Source organism: Microcoleus sp. AT3-A2 (genome assembly GCF_036705685.1).
Taxonomy (GTDB): domain Bacteria; phylum Cyanobacteriota; class Cyanobacteriia; order Cyanobacteriales; family Microcoleaceae; genus Microcoleus.
The window spans coordinates 1-16484 of the sequence record NZ_JAUBVF010000002.1 but is presented as its reverse complement, the minus strand read 5'-3'; the positions used below and the strand labels follow the sequence as shown (position 1 = coordinate 16484).

The following is a 16484-nucleotide window of genomic DNA, read 5'->3' as shown; positions in this document are numbered from 1 at the left end:
AAGGTTCGCCATCGAAAATTTACCAATTAGATTCACAATCTCACAGTGACGCACCACACAATAGTCTGGTGCGTCACAGGAATCATCGATTAAGTAGCCGAGGGAATTGTGATATCAACAGATTGCACTTTTACCGAAGTTCCCAAACTCGATAACGGCGGTTCAATTGCCGTACTATTTCCCACTACTAATGTTACCAGATTCTCCGGTTTCAAATAAGTCTTGGCTACGCGCTGCACGTCGGCAATTGTTGCTGCTTCGATGCTGCGGCGGTAGCGAAAAATGAAATCCTCGGGATAACCGTAATATTCGTAGCGAATTAATCGCGACAAAGTTTGACTGGGATTTTCAAATTTGAAGATGAAAGAATTGAGGGTGGAATCTTTAGCAAAAGCTAATTCTTCGGCGGTAATTGGTTCGGTGCGGATACGATCGATCTCTGCCCGAATTGCCTGGATAAACGGTACTGTAGCGTCCGATCGCGTTTGGCCTCCTGCGACAAACACCCCCGGATAGTCAAACCTCGGACTCCAAGCCGCGTATACTGAATAAGCTAAGCCTTGGCGCGATCGCACGTTATTGAACAAACGGCCACCGAAACCGTTCAAAACCCCGTTCATTACGTCCAAAGCACCGTAATCTGGACTGCTGAGCATTCCGCCCAAATGTCCCATTTGCACGTAACTTTGACTTAATTGCGGCTGATTTACCAAAAATATGCCACCTTGATTTGCCGGCGATACCGTTGGTAACGGCGGCACTTCTGCACTTTGACTCGGTTGCCAGTTGCCGAATTTTTCCTCGACGAGCGCTCGCATTTTAGCTGTATCAAAGTCCCCAGAAATACCCAAGATCATATTCTTGGGATGGAAATATTTCTGGTAGAAACTCACCAAATCGTCGCGGGAAATATTGGCGAGGGTTTTGTATTCTACCGTGCGCGCGTAAGGACTGCGATCGCCATAAATTAACTTTTGAAACTCGCGGCCGGTAATATCGTTAGGATCGTCATTGCGGCGGGCGATCGCACCTTGAGTTTGCTTCTTCGCTAAATCCAACTTTTCCTTAGCAAATATTGGCTCCCGAATCACTTCCGCAAATAAGTCAAACACGGGTTCCAAATCTTCAGCTAAAGCACTAAAATTAGCGGTACCGGAACTAACATCAATTCCCGTTTCTACCGAAGCTGCTTGCTGTTCTAGCAACTGATTTAGTTCATCAGCCGTATGCCGGGTCGTGCCGCCAGTTCGCATCACTTCTCCCGCCAAACTTGCCAGTCCGATTTTATCAGCAGGTTCAAAGCGCTCGCCCGTGCGAAATAGCGCCGTTCCCCCGACTAACGGGAGTTCCCGGTCTTCCATCAGATACACCCGGATGCCATTTTTCAGCTCGAAGCGAGTATATTTAGGTAATTTAATTTCGGGCACCGCCGGGAAGGTTAATTCGTCGTAGTGTTTCGGTGCAGCCGCAAAGGAAGGTAACAAATTAAACGTGCCAAGTGAAACAGTAAAAAAGCAAAGCGATAGCAGAAATAACTTTACTTTTTTCAGTCTCAATTTAGTCCTTTTCATTCTTTCTCCAATGTTTCCTATTGTGATGATTCTAAATCGAGGCAGAGCCTTTGGATGTGCGTTCCCAGGCAGAGCCTGGAAACGAGTGTTTCTTCCTTCTTCCTTCTTCCTTCTTCCTTCTTCCCTCTTCCTTCTTCCTTCTTCCTTCTTCCTTCTTCCCTCTTCCTTCTTATTACAGTGGCAAAAGCTTACCAATCGTGCGATTTTCCGGGCGGAAAGTTGCCTGAGCGACACGCTGAATGTCAGCGGGAGTAACAGCCGCGATCGCATCCAATTCCTTGAACAAATTTCGCCACGAACCGGTGTTTACTTCATAGTCCACCAGCGCAAATGCCATGCCCATATTAGAATTGAGCGATCGCAACAAATCGGCTCTCGCCTGAGTTTTCACGCGCTCCAATTCCAAAGCAGAAACCGGCTCAGTTTTCAGGCGCTCGATTTCCTTGTTCAAAGCTGCCGCCACCTCATCAACCGTGTGGCCCGGAGCAGTTTGAGCGTAAAATAACATCAAATTCGGATACTTTTCCCCCGGATAACCGCTGAAACCTTGAGCAGCCAGCGCCAATTGCTGTTGTTCTACCAAAGATTTGTAGAGCCGAGAAGTGCGACCATCGCTGAGCAAAGAACCAATCATTTCATAAACCGCATTGTCGGGATGATTCATCGCCGGCCGGTGGTATCCTTCCAAATACCAAGGTTGAGTTTGTAATTTCAGCGTCACTTCCTTAGTTTGCGTTTGGGGAGGTTCGACAATCTGCAATTCTGGAGGCGCTGGTTTCGCCTTGTAACGGCCGAAATAAATTTGAGCTAGTCGCTTCACCTCCGAAGCTTTCACGTCTCCTACCACCGCAACAGTAAGCTTGCTGGGGACGTAGTGAGTCTCGAAAAAATTCTGCACGTCGCTGCGGCTGAGGTTTTTAATGTCTTCAGCGTAGCCAATTACGGGGCGGCGGTAGGGATGAGCAGAGAAAGCTTTGTTGGCAAAAAGTTCAACCATTTGTCCGATCGGAGAATTCTCCGTTCGCAGCCTGCGCTCTTCTAAAATTACCTGTTTTTCTTTGTAAAATTCCCGAAATACTGGTTCTAGAAATCGCTCTGATTCCAGCGACATCCACAGTTCTAACTTATTAGCTGGAAGGCTGTAAAAATACATTGTGGCGTCGGTGGAAGTAGCGGCATTTAGTCCGACTCCACCTGCTTGTTCCACTATTTTGCCGAGTTCGTTGCGCTTGACAAATTGCGAAGCTTCGGCTTCAACTTTGTCAAATTCTGCTTTTAATTGGGCTACTTCTTCAGTTTTGCCGCTAGCCTTGGCTGCTTGCATTTGCTCGAAGAGTTGGTCTTGTTTTTCTAGCAGCGGCTTTTCGGCTTGGTAGTCGGTAGTGCCGATTTTTGGCGTGCCTTTGAAGGCTAAATGTTCGAGATAGTGAGCGACACCTGTTTTACCGTCGGGTTCGTTTGCCCCACCCACATCGGCGTGAATCAGAAACGATGCTACAGGCGATCTGGGCCTTTCGAGTACGATGAATTTCATGCCGTTGTCGAGCTTAAATTCGCTGACTTGGCTGATTACTCGATCGAGCGACGGTTGAACAGAGACTGCTTGGGAGCCACTAGCGGCGTTGGGGCGGGCGAGGGCGATTTCGGGAGAAATTCCCCACCACAGCAGTACAGCGGCCAGTAGGGAGGCGATGAATCGAGTTTTGCGATCGGGCGCTTCCCTACGGGATAGCTTCGCTTCACGGGGTTTTTGGAACTGCGGGGTCATTCGATTTGCGATTATGGATTTGGGATTGTCAAACAAGAAAATGTTTGTGCTCGGCGGTCAGAGATTCTTTTCTAAGGATAAAGATTTTTGGGGGCATAAGCGATCTGTTGCGTCGCAGATGTTACGCTGATACAGCAAATCTCAAAAAGGGTCTGGAGCCCGGCGAGGAGTTTTAAGTTTGGAATCAAAGCCGCGCACAACTTAAAACTTAACATTATTTAGCCCTTCAGTCCCGACCCCGTAGTTCCAAGTCGGAAATTACCGATTCCAAAGCCATGCGAATTTTTAATCAGTCTCCTCCTTCTGAAACAGAAACCAAGAAGCGGATTTTACAAGCCGCCCAGCGGTTGTTTGCCCGCAGCGGATACGACGGCACGACAACTCGCGATTTAGCAGCAGCGGCGGGGGTGGCCGAGGGTACGCTATTTCGGCATTTTGATAATAAAAAAGCGATTTTGATTGAGGTGGCGACGGAAGGATGGGTTGAGTTGCTGACGGATTTGCTGACAGAATTGAGCGAGATGGGCAGTTACAAAGCAGTGGCTCAGGTGATGCGGCGACGGATGCTGAATATCCGCGAGAATAGCGACATGATGCGGGTGTGTTTTTTGGAGGCGCAATTTCACCCCGATTTGCGCGACAGAATTCAGTTGGAAGTCATCGGAAAAATGAGCGATGTGGCTGAGGCTTTTTTTGAAACGGCGATGGAAAAAGGAGTTTATCGAAAGATGAATCCGAAGATTGTCGCTCAGGTATTTTTGGGAATGTTTGCAGTCGCGGGTTTCAGTCAAAATACAATTATGGAGCCGAATGCTTCTCCGCAGGAAATGCAGGAAATGGCCGAAGGACTCGCTGATATTTTTCTGAATGGGGTTTTGCTGAAAGATGAATAATTAGGGCAACAGGGAAAAGTTGTTATGGGCAAAGTTTTGCACTATTCTATTCGGCCACTAACCCAGGAAGACGAGCATTTTCTGTGGCAAATGCTGTATGAAGCGGCGCACGTGGCAGAAGAAGGTGAATCAACGGTGCAAGCGGTTGTGAATCATCCTTTAATTGCGAAATATGTCAAGAATTGGGGACGTGCAAACGATCTGGGCTTCGCAGCAATCGAATTGAACGGGAGCCAGCCAGTAGGAGCCGCCTGGCTGCGTTTGTTTACAAATGATGACAAGGGGTTTGGCTGGGTTGACGATACTATCCCGGAATTGGCGATCGCCGTTCTTCCAGAATATAGAAATCAGGGTGTAGGAACGCAGTTGCTGGATCGTTTGTTGTCAGCAGCGAAAGTCTCTTATCGATCGGTATCCCTGAGTGTCAGAAGCTCGAATCGAGCCCTGAGTTTGTACGAGCGATCGGGATTTAAAGTAATTGACGGAAGCGAGACAATCAACCGCACAGCAGGGACATCATTCACGATGAAAGTTAATTTTGATTAAGTGAATTATTACTCTATAAATTCGTACATTTGCTGTACCCAATTCTCCCGATTATCCTGCCATTCATCCGTCACTACTTCCCAAGTTGTATTGCTCTCAAGTTCCAGCAATAGACTTGATACTTCTTCCAGCGTCGATGCTATATGACATTCTTGTACCCAACTTTCACGGATCACTTTCCAGAGACTTTGTACCGCTTCTCGCTGAAAATTGGATTCTAATTCAACTAGCAATTTGGCTAGGTGTTGTTCGTCACTTGCTGCTGACACCTCGCTCATCCAACACTCACGACGTTCTTTCCATTCTTCCCTCACTGCGTCCCAGTTTAGGTGGGATTGAAACTCTAACAGTAATTGATTTAGTTCTACCATATCAAGTTTTTTCTTGTTTGCAGTTTGTGCTATAATGGTACAAATTTTATTGATTTAGACTGTTGGTTTTTTATAATGAGCGATGTGGCTGAGGCTTTTTGGGAAATGGCTCAGGTATTTTTGGGAATGTTTGCAGCCGCGCCCTTCAGTCAAAATACGATTATGAAGCCGAATGCTTCTCGGCAGCAAATGCACGAAATGGCTGAAGGACTCGCTGATATTTTTTTGAATTGGGTTTTGCAGAAAGATGAATCATTAGTCATTAGTCATTAATCATTAGTCATTAGGAAATTTTTGAGCCTGAAAACGCAATATCTACAGGCTCTGAGTCGTCGAAACTACTGGTTAAAATTGTGCATTTGCTGTACCCAATCCTCGCGATTCTGCTGCCATTCATCAGCCATAGCTTCCGAATTTATATTGGTTTCAAGTTCCAGCAATAAACTTGATACTTCTTGAACAATCGATGCTCCCAGACATTCTTCTACCCAACTTTCCCGACGCTCTTGCCACTGAATATCCACCGATTCCCACTGCAAGTTAGATTCCAATTCAACTAGCAATTCTGCTAGATATGTCAGGTTAACTGATGCTGCCGCATCGCTAACCCAACTTTCCCGGCGTTCTGTCCATTCTTCTATAAGTCCTTCCCATTTGAGGTTGCTTTCAAGCTCTAACAGTAACTGATTTAGTTCTACCATCTTAAATGTTGGGTTTTTTGTAGTTTATGCTACAATTATACCAAAATTTTCACTCAACAGAGTGTTAAGTTTCTTTTTAGATTGCGGTCGCAGTGAAACTACAGAATAGATAACTGAAGAATGAGCGATGAATTTACTTTAGATATGCTAGACATTCCCAGCGGTTGGAGCCGGGGCGAAGGTGACTGGACTGGAGTGGCGGCGGCTCTTGCTAGAGGGGAAACTGTCGAAGTAATTCAAGAAGTTGGTTCTACTTTGTGGCACAACATCCTGCCCGAAAAACATTCTTTGTATTGGGAAGGGGAAAATCTATCAACTATCAAAGCCCGAATTTGGATTAGTTTCACGCAGAGAAGATTTTCGCCGGAATCTGCTTTGCCAAAGGTTCAGTGGCATCCGAGAGTGTTGTGGGTAGGGATAGGTTGTGAACGCGGAACAGGGCGAGAATTAATCGAAACTGCGATTCAAAATGTATGTCGCGCTAATCATTTAGCGGAAAGTGCGATCGCAGGTCTTGCTACAATAGACACTAAAGCAGGTGAAGTCGGCTTGCTGGAACTTTGTCAAGCGCGAAATTGGCCGTTAAAAACCTTTGCTGCTGACATTTTAAGTTCCGTAGAAGTCCCCAATCCTTCAAATATTGTAGTCAAAGAAGTCGGCACGCCCAGCGTAGCAGAAGCTGCGGCACTGTGTGCGATCGAACTGATATCTTGTACCGTTCTCAACAACAGGCAAGATGCCTGTTCCACAAAGAGTGAATCTGGTTGTGGGCTGGGTATCCTACCCGCCCGTGAAAGGCTTTTAGTCCCTAAACAAATATTTCGCAACAAAAATCCCCCCCTTTCACAAGGAGGGGTTAGGGCGGGTTCTGCCGTAACAGTAGCGGTTGCAGTTTGCCCGATCGAATATCCGGGATAATGTATTACTGAGACAAAGTATCGGCATTAACAAATCGACCGATCAACCCAGAAACGAATGACAACACAATGGAACCCACCAAAGCCGGCCAAAAACCGCTAACCACAAAGCCGATATTGAACGCAGCCGCTAACCAGGAAGCCAGGGAAAGCGAAATTGCATTCACCACAAACAAAAACAAACCTAAAGTAATAATGGTCAAAGGCAGCGTCAGCAATGTAATAATCGGTTTGACAACCGCATTCACCAATCCGATAACAACAGCAGCCAGCATCGCCGCCGGAAAGCTAACCACCGCCATACCTGGTACAATGTTAGCGGTAATTACCAGCGAAACTGCGGCTACTATCCAAGTTAAGAAAAAACTTAGCATATCTTTTTTTCCATCTCCATCACTCTTAATTCAGATTTTAACTGTTTAGTCGATCGACCAAAGTTCGGGATACACTACGAAATATCCACCTTGCGAGAATATCAGATTTATGAAACTCCGGCAACTAGCAGCATTGCTCTTGGCGCTAACTATCTTCATTCTGCCGCAGCCAGCGCTGGCTCAATCTAAATATTACGCTCCGCCGTTGTCCTTTAGCAACGCCGAACTGACAAGACGCGATTTTTCTGGTCAAATGCTGCGGGCCGCTGAGTTTTCTAACGCTAATATGGACTTGACTAATTTTTCTAATGCCGATTTGCGGGGAGCAATTATGAGCGCTTCGGTGATGACTCAGGCGAATTTGCACGGCGCCAATTTAACTAATGCAATGATAGATCAAGTTAAATTTACCAAGGCAGATTTAAGCGATGCAGTTTTAGCGGAAACAATTTTGCTGCGTTCTACTTTTGAGGGAGCTGATATCACCGGCGCTGACTTTACCGACGCAATTATGGATGGCGCACAAGTTAAAGAATTGTGTACAAAAGCCAGCGGTATTAATTCGCAAACTGGGATTTCTACTCGCGATTCTTTGGGATGTCGCTGATATCATCTCCGGTCAATTACTGATGATTGTTTGTTGGGTGGGGGCGGGTTTTTGAGATTGTTTGTTTGGGGCGATTATGGTTGGTGGAACCCGCTACAAAACCATATTTGGTAGGGGCGGGTTCCACCAAAAAGATATAACGATTACCAACAATTTAGATAAACCCGCCCCCACACCACGAATAATTCACTTTGCTTTTTTCTGAGCAGCCGCATAATGCTCACTCATTAACTGATTAACTTCGGGATTGTAAATCCGTAGATAATTCCAGTAATTCTCAAACACCGATTTCACGTATCCTTTCGTTTCAGGAAAAGGAATCTTTTCCGCAAAAGCATCCGGGTCACTAAAATTAAACCTCTTCAACCAATCTGCTACTGCATTCGGCCCAGCATTGTAACTCGCAACAGCTAACATCGAGTTATTCTTGTACTCGTCGTGAGTGTGATCCAAATACCACGTACCGAGTTTAACGTTGTCGTCCACATTCTCCAATGAATACTTTTTGAGGCTGATTTGTTGAGCAACCCAAGCTGCTGTTTCCGGCATTACTTGCATTAAACCGGTAGCGCCAACTGATGATTTGATGGAGGGCATAAACCGGGATTCTTGCCGGATCAATGCGGTTACTAATACTGGATTTATTGTGCGTTCTTTTGACCACTTGACAATGGTTTCTAAGTAAGGAAAAGGATAAAGTGCTTGCCAATAAATCGGTTGCTGTCTGAGTTCGAGGTATTGAGTTCTATCATCGGGTTTATCGCGCTGCCGCAAACTCCCAACCATCCACAAACCGTCTAAATTGTCTCCGACTGCAACTCGCATTAAACCGTCGGTAAACTGTTCGGCAATACTTGGCTCTACGCGGTCGATAAATTCTATTTGCCACAGCGTCCAAGCATCTCTATCTTGACCTAATTGATAGAGTTCTTTCAAAGCAGGAGAACCTGCAGTGGGTTCGGGGCGCTGAGGCGGCCGCGCTACATTGGGAGACAAATCTCGGACTGTGGTAAAGTCGCCTACGGGCCAGCCGAGAAGTACAGCCGATCGCCATGCAAAATATGATTCGGGATAGCGTAAGATAGTGTAGTCAAATGCAGTCTTGGCGTCTTGTTGGCGGCCGAGTTGCTGTGCCCATTTCCCGACCCAAAATGCTGCTTCTGGAGCTTGTTCGCTGTCGGGATTGTGGGTGGTTAATTCTCTCGCCCACTGCCAAGCTGATTTTAAATCTCCGCCTTTGGCATACTGCTGGGCGATCGTCCACCGCAGTTCGCCTGCCTTATCAGAATTGTTGTATTTTGTCAATAGCAATTTGCGGGTATCTGAGGCGGATTGACCACTGCGTGCTTTGTCGAGAAGTTGGGATTTATCTAACAAAGCTTCGGGGGCATAATTGGGGAATTTGCTAATAACTCGATCGAGGAAAACGATCGCATCCTTTGGCTCGCTCAGCCGCGACAGCCGAATTAAACCCAAACCAGTATCTTCGGCATCAGGAAACTCGCGCACTAATTCTTGATAGGCAATTCTCGATTCCGGGATTTTTCCGTCGAGCCACAAACCGCGAGCTTTGCGGTAAAGATTTTTGGCGTTGCGGGGAGCTTTCCCGTAAGCAATAGCTCCTTTGCCATAATCTTGTTTTTCCCAATAACCAAAGGCAATTTCTTCCCAATCTTCCGGTTTCAAACCGGCGCTGTTTCGCTGCACCAGTTGTTCCAAAATTGTCCCGTAATCTTTGACATAATGACCGTATTTTGCTACGAGCAGCATTAACTGCGGCTGATTAGGGTTTTCTTTTAACTTGCGGAGGGCAATTTCTACGCTGCGGGGATGACCAGGAAATTCACTAATTGCCTGTTGCCAATATTCCGGTTTTGACTTGCCTAAAACATATAAAGCTTCCGCTGCTACTGGGTCGCTCGGATAGTTTTTGAGTAGTTCCTGCCAAGCTTTTTGGACTTTGCCTTTGTCGCCGCTCAATTGGTAGGCTTGGGCCCTTTTTAGGGCAATGTGAGCAGCTAAAACCGGATATTCTTGCTCTAATTTGTCCAATAATTTTAATGCTTTGGCGGCATTTCCTTGCTGGATTAAATCGCTGGCCAGCAGGTAGCGGGCACGGCTTTGAGGGGAGATTTCCTGCTGCGGGTTCGTACTTGCAGACTGAGTGGTTGCGAGTTCAACTAATTTCGCCGATCGCTCGCTCGGTGATAGCGATACCAACATCTTGACTTGCGATTCGGAATTCGCTGCATTCAGGGGCTGCTGAGCCTTCTGGGATGAGCCCAAACCCATCAATTTCATCGCAGCAACCAAAGAGCCGATCGCAATAACGCAAACTGAAACGCTTATTAAAACAGAAAATCGGGCCCGGCGTCGTTTTAGCATGGGAAAATTTAAGAGAATAACAATAGATAACCGATCGTTTGTCAAGAGCCCTCAGAGGCAGGATGGATGTTCTACGCCATCACAGGCAGGATGCCTGTTCAACGAGAAATAAATGTTAATAGTGGGGCAAAAACGGACAGCCGACCCCCAAACAGATGATTGAGATTTGTGGAAGATCCGATCGCAGGCGGACTTGGCTGATATAGTAGCAGAATTTATTTTGATGTGGAGCCGAAAATTTGTGCGATCGATCTATTTACCCGCACCAACGAAAAACCACAAACCACCCACTGCAAAGTACAATCAAAAATCTAAAATCTAAAGTGTAAATCAAAACATGGAATTTCTAGTCACCGATACGCCCCGCTCTGTTTGGACAGGAGACGCCCTGGCAATTGGTCTATTTGAGGACGGCTTGGAACTCACCGGCGAGCTGGCACAATTAGATGAAAAGCTTGCAGGTACTTTGAAAGAGCTGCTACTGGAAGTAGATTTTAAGGGCAAAGTGGGCACGAGCGCCATCACCCGCGTCGGCGGCAATAATCCCATTCGCAAAATTGCGATCGTCGGTTTGGGCAAAACAGAGGACTTAAAATTAGACACCGTGCGGCAAGCTGCGGGCGTTTGCGCCAAGTTAGCCAAAAAAGAGAAATGCAAAACCCTCGGAATTAGCTTTCCGGTGTGGAAAAACGCGCCGGATTCTACAGCCAGCGCCATCGCCGAAGGTGTAGAACTCTCCCTGAATCAAGACAACCGTTTCAAATCGGAAAAGGAAGACAAAAGCCCGCAACTCGAACAAATTCATTTGCTTGGTTTTGCCGATACCGAAAGTGCGATCGCCCGCGCCCGCCAAATCACTGCCGGAGTCATTTTAGCACGGGAATTAGTCGCAGCGCCGGCAAATTTTGTCACCCCGATTACCATGGCAGAAACTGCTCAAAGTCTAGCTGCCGAATGCGGTTTAGAATTAGAAATATTGGAGCGGGAAGACTGTGAAAAACTCGGCATGGGAGCCTTTCTCGGCGTAGCCCTAGCATCTGATTTGCCGCCAAAATTCATCCACCTAACTTACAAACCCGAAGGCACACCGCGCCGCAAAATAGCAATTGTGGGCAAAGGATTGACCTTTGATTCTGGCGGTTTGAACATCAAAGGTGCGGGCAGCGGCATTGAAATGATGAAAATAGATATGGGCGGCGCTGCGGCTACTTTGGGAGCGGCAAAGGCGATCGGACACATCAAACCCGATGTGGAAGTTCACTTTATCAGCGCCGTCACTGAAAACATGATCAGCGGCCGCGCCATGCGCCCTGGAGACATCCTTACAGCTTCCAACGGCAAAACAATTGAAGTCAACAATACCGACGCTGAAGGTCGTTTAACCTTGGCTGATGCTTTGGTATTTGCTGATAAACTGGGAGTTGACGCGATTGTCGATTTAGCAACTCTCACCGGGGCCTGCGTCATTGCTTTAGGCGACGATATCGCGGGTTTGTGGAGTCCTCAAGATAGCGTCGCCGCCGAAATAGTCGCCGCCTCAGAATTGGCAGGCGAAAAATTTTGGCGAATGCCGATGGAAGAAAAATATTTTGAGGGCTTGAAAGCATTGCACGCCGACATGAAAAACACAGGCCCACGTCCCGGTGGTTCGATTACGGCGGCGCTATTTTTGAAGCAGTTTGTAAAGGATACTGCATGGGCGCATTTAGATATTGCCGGCCCGGTTTGGACTGACAAAGAAAATGGCTACAATGGCCCTGGGGCTACCGGTTTTGGAGTTCGGACTTTGGTGCATTGGGCGCTGGGCGGCGCTTAATTGTGGATTTCCAGCCCAAAAATTGAGATTTTCTCTGCGTTAAAAGTTTGTTAGTCCATCTGTGAGCCAGGGGTTTTTAACCCCTGGCTCACTGCCTAAGTAATCTAAAAGAAAATTTAATAGCGATCATTAACAATTTAAATGTTTCTGAAGCAATCAGTAGGCGAACCTATGTATTCCGTGACAGGGAGCAACGTAAGCGTTGCTAGCCGTGACGCTCACCATTGCTCATATTTGAGAAAAGCTTCGTTCTCAGGGCGCCACCTCGACAGTTTTGACATTTCCTGAAAAAATAGCTGTTTCATAAATGAAAAAAGTATATAATTATGTAAATATTTCACTAGCCGAAATCAAATAATTAGATTTGATCGGATTTGCATTGGTACAGATAATTTTTTTCTTGAACTTTATGCAAGAACAATTAACAATTTTTTTTTCCACACTTGCTGTATCTTCTAGACTCGCCTGCAACGTGGTACCGGAGTTGCGACTGTACGCTGTTTTTGACTCGCTGACGGCACTGGCTTATTGCTCGATCGCCCTATCTTTAGTTTATTTTACCCGCCAAGGTTCTCACCGCAAGATTTTCCTGCTGTTTGCGGTTGTTTTTTTTGCCTGGGGTGCGGCTAAATTGACGGAAGTTTGGACGCTTTGGCATTCCATATATTGGCTGTCGGTAACTCTCAAAGCTACAAGTGCTTTGATTTCTTGGCTTTTAGCCGCAATCGCCCTCGCCCTCATGCCGAAAGCACTTGCCGAGTCTGGTTTCAATCAAAAAGAAAAATTTCAACAACAGTCGTTAAAACAGGTAGAAGAAAATCACCACCCGCATGATATAGAGAAAGGAGAATTGGCAAAACAATCGCTCAAGTTTTATCCTTCAGATACGATTGTTGATCGCACTTTAGCTCTCAATTCGCTTAATGAACAGTTAGAAAAAGAAATTGCCGATCGCCACCGGGTTGAGGAAAAGTTGCAACTGACTCAATTTGCGATCGACCGATCGGCAGATGCGATATTCTGGATCGGGCCCGACGGTAAATTTGTGTACGTCAACGACGCTGCTTGCACTTCATTGGGATATTCTGCAGCAGAATTGCTCTCGATGACCGTGCACGACATCAATCCAGATTTTCCCCAAACTGCTTGGAGTTTGCACTGGAAAGTCTTAAAACGATGCGGTTCGGTTAATATTGAAGTTCACCACCTCACTAAGTACGGTCGCATCTTTCCGGTAGAAATTACGATCAACCATTTGGAATTTAACGGCAAAGAATATCAGTGCGCTTTTGCTCGTGACATTAGCGAACGCAAGCGGATTGAGGCAGCTTTGCGAGAAAGAGAAGAAGAATTTAGGTCATTAGTTTCTAACATTCCCGGTGCGGTTTATCGGTGCAGCCCTGCTGGGCGATCGAGCCTAACTTTTATCAGCAGTGGCATAGAAGCTATTTCCGGCTATCCTGCAGCTAACTTTATGCAAAAACCGGTGCAGGCTTTTCCGAGTATAGTTCACCCCGATGACGCTGAGCAGATCGAGACAATTATCGATCGGGCTATTAAGACAAAACAACCTTACATCATCGAATATCGCCTAATTCACTGCGACGGAAATGTGCGGTGGGTTGTAGAGAAAGGTCAAGCCATTTTCAACGCAGACGGTGAAGTTTTATCCCTCAACGGCGCCATTTTTGACATAACAGAGCGCAAAGCAGCGGAGGATGCTTTGCGGCTCTCCGAGGCGATCGCCAACAACAGAGCCCAGCAGCTAGAAATCGCTCTCAAAGAACTCCGAGAAACTCAAGCTCATCTAATTCATACCGAAAAAATGTCAAGTCTCGGTCAAATGGTAGCTGGAGTAGCTCACGAAATTAATAACCCTGTCAGTTTTATCTACGGCAATATTTCCTACGCCAGCCAATATATCCGAGACTTGTTGCAGCTTGTGGAACTTTACCAAAAACACTATCCTCAGCCCGTGGTAGAAGTTCAAGAATGTATTGACAATATCGATTTAGAATTTCTGAGAGAAGATTTACTAAAAATATTATCTTCGATGAAAATGGGAGCCGATCGCATTCGCGAAATAGTTTTGAGCTTGCGAAATTTCTCGCGTTTAGACGACTCCGTAAAAAAACCTACTAACCTTCACGAAGGCATAGATAATACCCTCTTAATATTGCATAACAAACTCCGAGCCAGAGGCGACTATCCAGAAATAAAAATAATCAAAGATTACGGTCAACTCCCTTTAATAGAATGTTATGCGGGTCAGCTAAATCAGGTATTTATGAACCTGCTTAGCAACAGTATTGACGCCTTAGAAGATGCTTGCAACCATAAAAAGCGATCCTCTCCGAGGGCTTCGCTAACGGCAGCCGGCGGCGACGATTGGAAACCAACTATTAGCATTCGCACAGAAGCCCTGAACGAAAATAGTATTTGCATCCGCATTTCCGATAATGCGATCGGCATGACAGAAGACGTGCGGAGCCGATTATTTGACCCGTTTTTCACGACAAAACCGATGGGAAAAGGCACTGGTTTAGGGTTAGCCATCAGTTACCGAATTGTCGCGGAAAAACACGCCGGAGCCTTGAGCTGCCGTTCCACTGTAGGAGAAGGTACGGAATTTGCGATCGAGATTCCTTTATAAATTAGTGCAACCGAAGTATCGAGAATTTGGCAGAAGTGATCGCTCACCCCAAATTTTAAACTGGGGTGTAAAAAACTTTCAATTTTAAGAAAAATCCAAAAATTGGCTATAAATTACCCAGGTAATGCTCAACATGGCAGTGAAATTGTAAATTGTGTACCGCGCCTAAAGTTGAGTTGACTTCGAGCATACCAAAGTGTTTCTCAACTACAATCTGCCGTGCGATCGCCAATCCTAAACCCGTTCCTTTTCCCACTGCTTTCCTCGTCAATAAATGATCGAATATTTTTTGGTTTACCTCCCAACGGGTGTAGCAGTAAGAAGCTTCTTTAGGTTCTAATATAGCTGATAGGAATCTCTATCGCTAACTCTGTACCATCTCCAACTCTAGAATTACAGGTTAATTTACCGCCATGTTTTTTGACAATACCATAGCTAACAGATAAACCCAAACCTGTACCGCTACCCACTGGTTTAGTTGTAAAAAATGGATCGAATATTCGGGATTGAATATTCGCCGGGATACCGGCGCCATTATCAGTGATTTTAATTCTAACCCATTTTTTTTCAATGAATTCAGTCTGAATCCTGATCACAGGATTTTTATCTGTTTTATTAATTGATTGAAGAGCATCAATAGCGTTACTGATAATACTCAGAAATACTTGATTTATCTCACTAGCATAACAAATGACAGGGGGCAGATTTCCATACTCTTTAATAACTTGTATTTCTGATTTGCCATCGCTCAGTCTTAAGCGAGTTTGTAAAATTAGCAAAGTGCTTTCAATTCCGGTATGTAAATCTACTGCTTTCATGTCGGCTTCATCTAATCGGGAAAAGTTACGCAAACTCAGGATAATTTGGCTAATGCGATCGCTCCCTGCTTTCATAGATTGCAGAATTTTAATTAAATCTTCCCATATAAAATCTAAATCCATTTCTTATATTTTCGCTTGAATTACTTTACTGGGTTCTGGATACTATTGTTGATAAATATCAAGTAAAATAAGTAAATTTTTGAGATAACCCTCTATATGTGCAACATTACTACGAATAAATGTTACTGGATTGTTGATTTCGTGAGCAATCCCAGCTACCAGTTGACCGAGAGATGACATTTTTTCGCTCTGAATTAATTGTGCTTGGGTTTGTTGTAAGCTTTTAAAGGCTTGCTCTAAATCAAAAGTTTTTTGCCTTAAATCTTCCGTTTTTTGCGCTACTTCTGCTTCTAAGCTTTGGGAATATTTCTCTATTTGTTTATATAAACGAGCATTATCAATAGAGTTCGCCGCTTGAGCTGCGAGCATCTGGAGAATTTCTAATAGCTCATTAGTAAATGCTCCCACTGTTAAGTTATTTTCCAAGTACACAATACCGACGAGTTTTTCTTGCCGAATAATTGGAGTACATAAAACTGATTTAGGTTGATGAGCGATAATATAGCGATCGCCTGCAAATTGGTCGGCTTTACTTAAGTTGTCAAAAACAGCCGTCGCTTGAGTTCGTGCCACCGCATAAATCAAACTCTGAGGAATTTCCTGATATTGTTCCAGAGGAATTTCTAATATTTTTGTCTGCTTTTGTGCGGCTTGAGCTACGACCATTTGTGACAAGTTAAGAAAAAGTGCAAATTGTCAAGGGGGTAGACCAAAAAAGGTAAAATAGGATGAAACCTTTACGGGGCAAGCAGTTGAGCCCGAGTAGAACCAGTTATGATTCGCAAAAAAAGAATTAACCGAGATCATGCAAAGAAAAAAAATAGTCCCCAAATAGAAAATGAAGCGATTGCGAATCACCTGGAGGATTTATTAATTCCAGCAATGGCTGCTCAAAAAACTTTTTATCGCCAACTAAATTTAAGAGATAGGATTCTGACACT

Annotated in this window: 15 protein-coding genes and 1 pseudogene; 7 read left to right on the top strand and 9 right to left on the bottom strand. The window is 45.3% G+C overall.

Annotated features, from left to right (window positions below; all coding sequences use genetic code 11):
* Positions 1–89: 89 nt before the first annotated feature.
* Entirely contained in the window at positions 90–1571 is a 1482-nt protein-coding gene (locus QUB37_RS01760; protein ID WP_333158903.1) for a pitrilysin family protein, read from the bottom strand.
* A 172-nt stretch (positions 1572–1743) separates the two neighbouring features.
* On the bottom strand, positions 1744–3339 hold the full coding sequence (locus tag QUB37_RS01755; protein WP_333158528.1) for a pitrilysin family protein: 1596 nt from the start codon (positions 3337–3339) through the stop codon (positions 1744–1746).
* Positions 3340–3614: 275 nt separating this feature from the next.
* Between QUB37_RS01755 and QUB37_RS01750 the strand changes: the two genes are divergently transcribed.
* Together QUB37_RS01750 and QUB37_RS01745 are read left to right on the top strand one after the other, a co-directional pair.
* On the top strand, positions 3615–4232 hold the full coding sequence (locus QUB37_RS01750) for a TetR/AcrR family transcriptional regulator (RefSeq protein ID WP_333083393.1): 618 nt from the start codon (positions 3615–3617) through the stop codon (positions 4230–4232).
* Positions 4233–4256: 24 nt separating this feature from the next.
* Complete coding sequence (locus QUB37_RS01745; protein WP_333158526.1) at positions 4257–4778, top strand: GNAT family N-acetyltransferase; 522 nt, start codon at positions 4257–4259, stop codon at positions 4776–4778.
* Positions 4779–4786: 8 nt separating this feature from the next.
* On the opposite strand, the gene QUB37_RS01740 is transcribed toward QUB37_RS01745, so the two are convergent.
* A complete protein-coding gene (locus QUB37_RS01740; RefSeq protein ID WP_333158524.1) occupies positions 4787–5149 on the bottom strand; it encodes a hypothetical protein in 363 nt (120 codons plus the stop codon).
* 75 nt (positions 5150–5224) lie between these two features.
* Between QUB37_RS01740 and QUB37_RS01735 the strand changes: the two are divergent.
* Positions 5225–5422: pseudogene (locus tag QUB37_RS01735) on the top strand (TetR/AcrR family transcriptional regulator); the annotation flags it as partial.
* A gap of 65 nt (positions 5423–5487) precedes the next feature.
* Here QUB37_RS01735 and QUB37_RS01730 read toward each other — a convergent pair.
* Positions 5488–5850 carry a hypothetical protein gene (locus QUB37_RS01730; protein ID WP_333158520.1) on the bottom strand — a complete coding sequence of 121 codons (363 nt, stop codon included), beginning with the start codon at positions 5848–5850 and terminating at the stop codon, positions 5488–5490.
* Positions 5851–5970: 120 nt separating this feature from the next.
* Between QUB37_RS01730 and QUB37_RS01725 the strand changes: the two genes are divergently transcribed.
* On the top strand, positions 5971–6768 hold the full coding sequence (locus QUB37_RS01725) for a cobalamin biosynthesis protein (protein ID WP_333158517.1): 798 nt from the start codon (positions 5971–5973) through the stop codon (positions 6766–6768).
* A 4-nt stretch (positions 6769–6772) separates the two neighbouring features.
* On the opposite strand, the gene QUB37_RS01720 is transcribed toward QUB37_RS01725, so the two are convergent.
* On the bottom strand, positions 6773–7141 hold the full coding sequence (locus QUB37_RS01720) for a phage holin family protein (protein ID WP_333158515.1): 369 nt from the start codon (positions 7139–7141) through the stop codon (positions 6773–6775).
* A gap of 109 nt (positions 7142–7250) precedes the next feature.
* On the opposite strand from QUB37_RS01720, the gene QUB37_RS01715 reads away from it, so the two are divergent.
* Complete coding sequence (locus QUB37_RS01715; RefSeq protein ID WP_333158513.1) at positions 7251–7748, top strand: pentapeptide repeat-containing protein; 498 nt, start codon at positions 7251–7253, stop codon at positions 7746–7748.
* A gap of 186 nt (positions 7749–7934) precedes the next feature.
* Here the strand turns inward: QUB37_RS01715 and QUB37_RS01710 are convergent, their stop codons facing one another.
* Entirely contained in the window at positions 7935–10133 is a 2199-nt protein-coding gene (locus QUB37_RS01710; RefSeq protein ID WP_333158510.1) for a transglycosylase SLT domain-containing protein, read from the bottom strand.
* 337 nt (positions 10134–10470) lie between these two features.
* Here QUB37_RS01710 and QUB37_RS01705 point away from each other — a divergent pair, with 337 nt between their 5' ends.
* Both QUB37_RS01705 and QUB37_RS01700 read left to right on the top strand, forming a co-directional pair.
* A complete protein-coding gene (locus QUB37_RS01705; RefSeq protein WP_333158508.1) occupies positions 10471–11949 on the top strand; it encodes a leucyl aminopeptidase in 1479 nt (492 codons plus the stop codon).
* Between the two features lie 409 nt (positions 11950–12358).
* Complete coding sequence (locus QUB37_RS01700) at positions 12359–14602, top strand: PAS domain S-box protein (protein ID WP_333158506.1); 2244 nt, start codon at positions 12359–12361, stop codon at positions 14600–14602.
* A 106-nt stretch (positions 14603–14708) separates the two neighbouring features.
* Here the strand turns inward: QUB37_RS01700 and QUB37_RS01695 are convergent, their stop codons facing one another.
* The 3 genes from QUB37_RS01695 to QUB37_RS01685 all read right to left on the bottom strand — a co-directional run bounded on the left by QUB37_RS01695 (position 14709) and on the right by QUB37_RS01685 (position 16209).
* On the bottom strand, positions 14709–14858 hold the full coding sequence (locus QUB37_RS01695) for a hypothetical protein (RefSeq protein WP_333158504.1): 150 nt from the start codon (positions 14856–14858) through the stop codon (positions 14709–14711).
* 73 nt (positions 14859–14931) lie between these two features.
* Positions 14932–15543, bottom strand: coding sequence for an ATP-binding protein (locus QUB37_RS01690; RefSeq protein WP_333158502.1), 612 nt, complete (start codon positions 15541–15543; stop codon positions 14932–14934).
* Between the two features lie 42 nt (positions 15544–15585).
* Positions 15586–16209, bottom strand: coding sequence for a GAF domain-containing protein (locus QUB37_RS01685; protein WP_333158500.1), 624 nt, complete (start codon positions 16207–16209; stop codon positions 15586–15588).
* Positions 16210–16484: the final 275 nt, after the last annotated feature.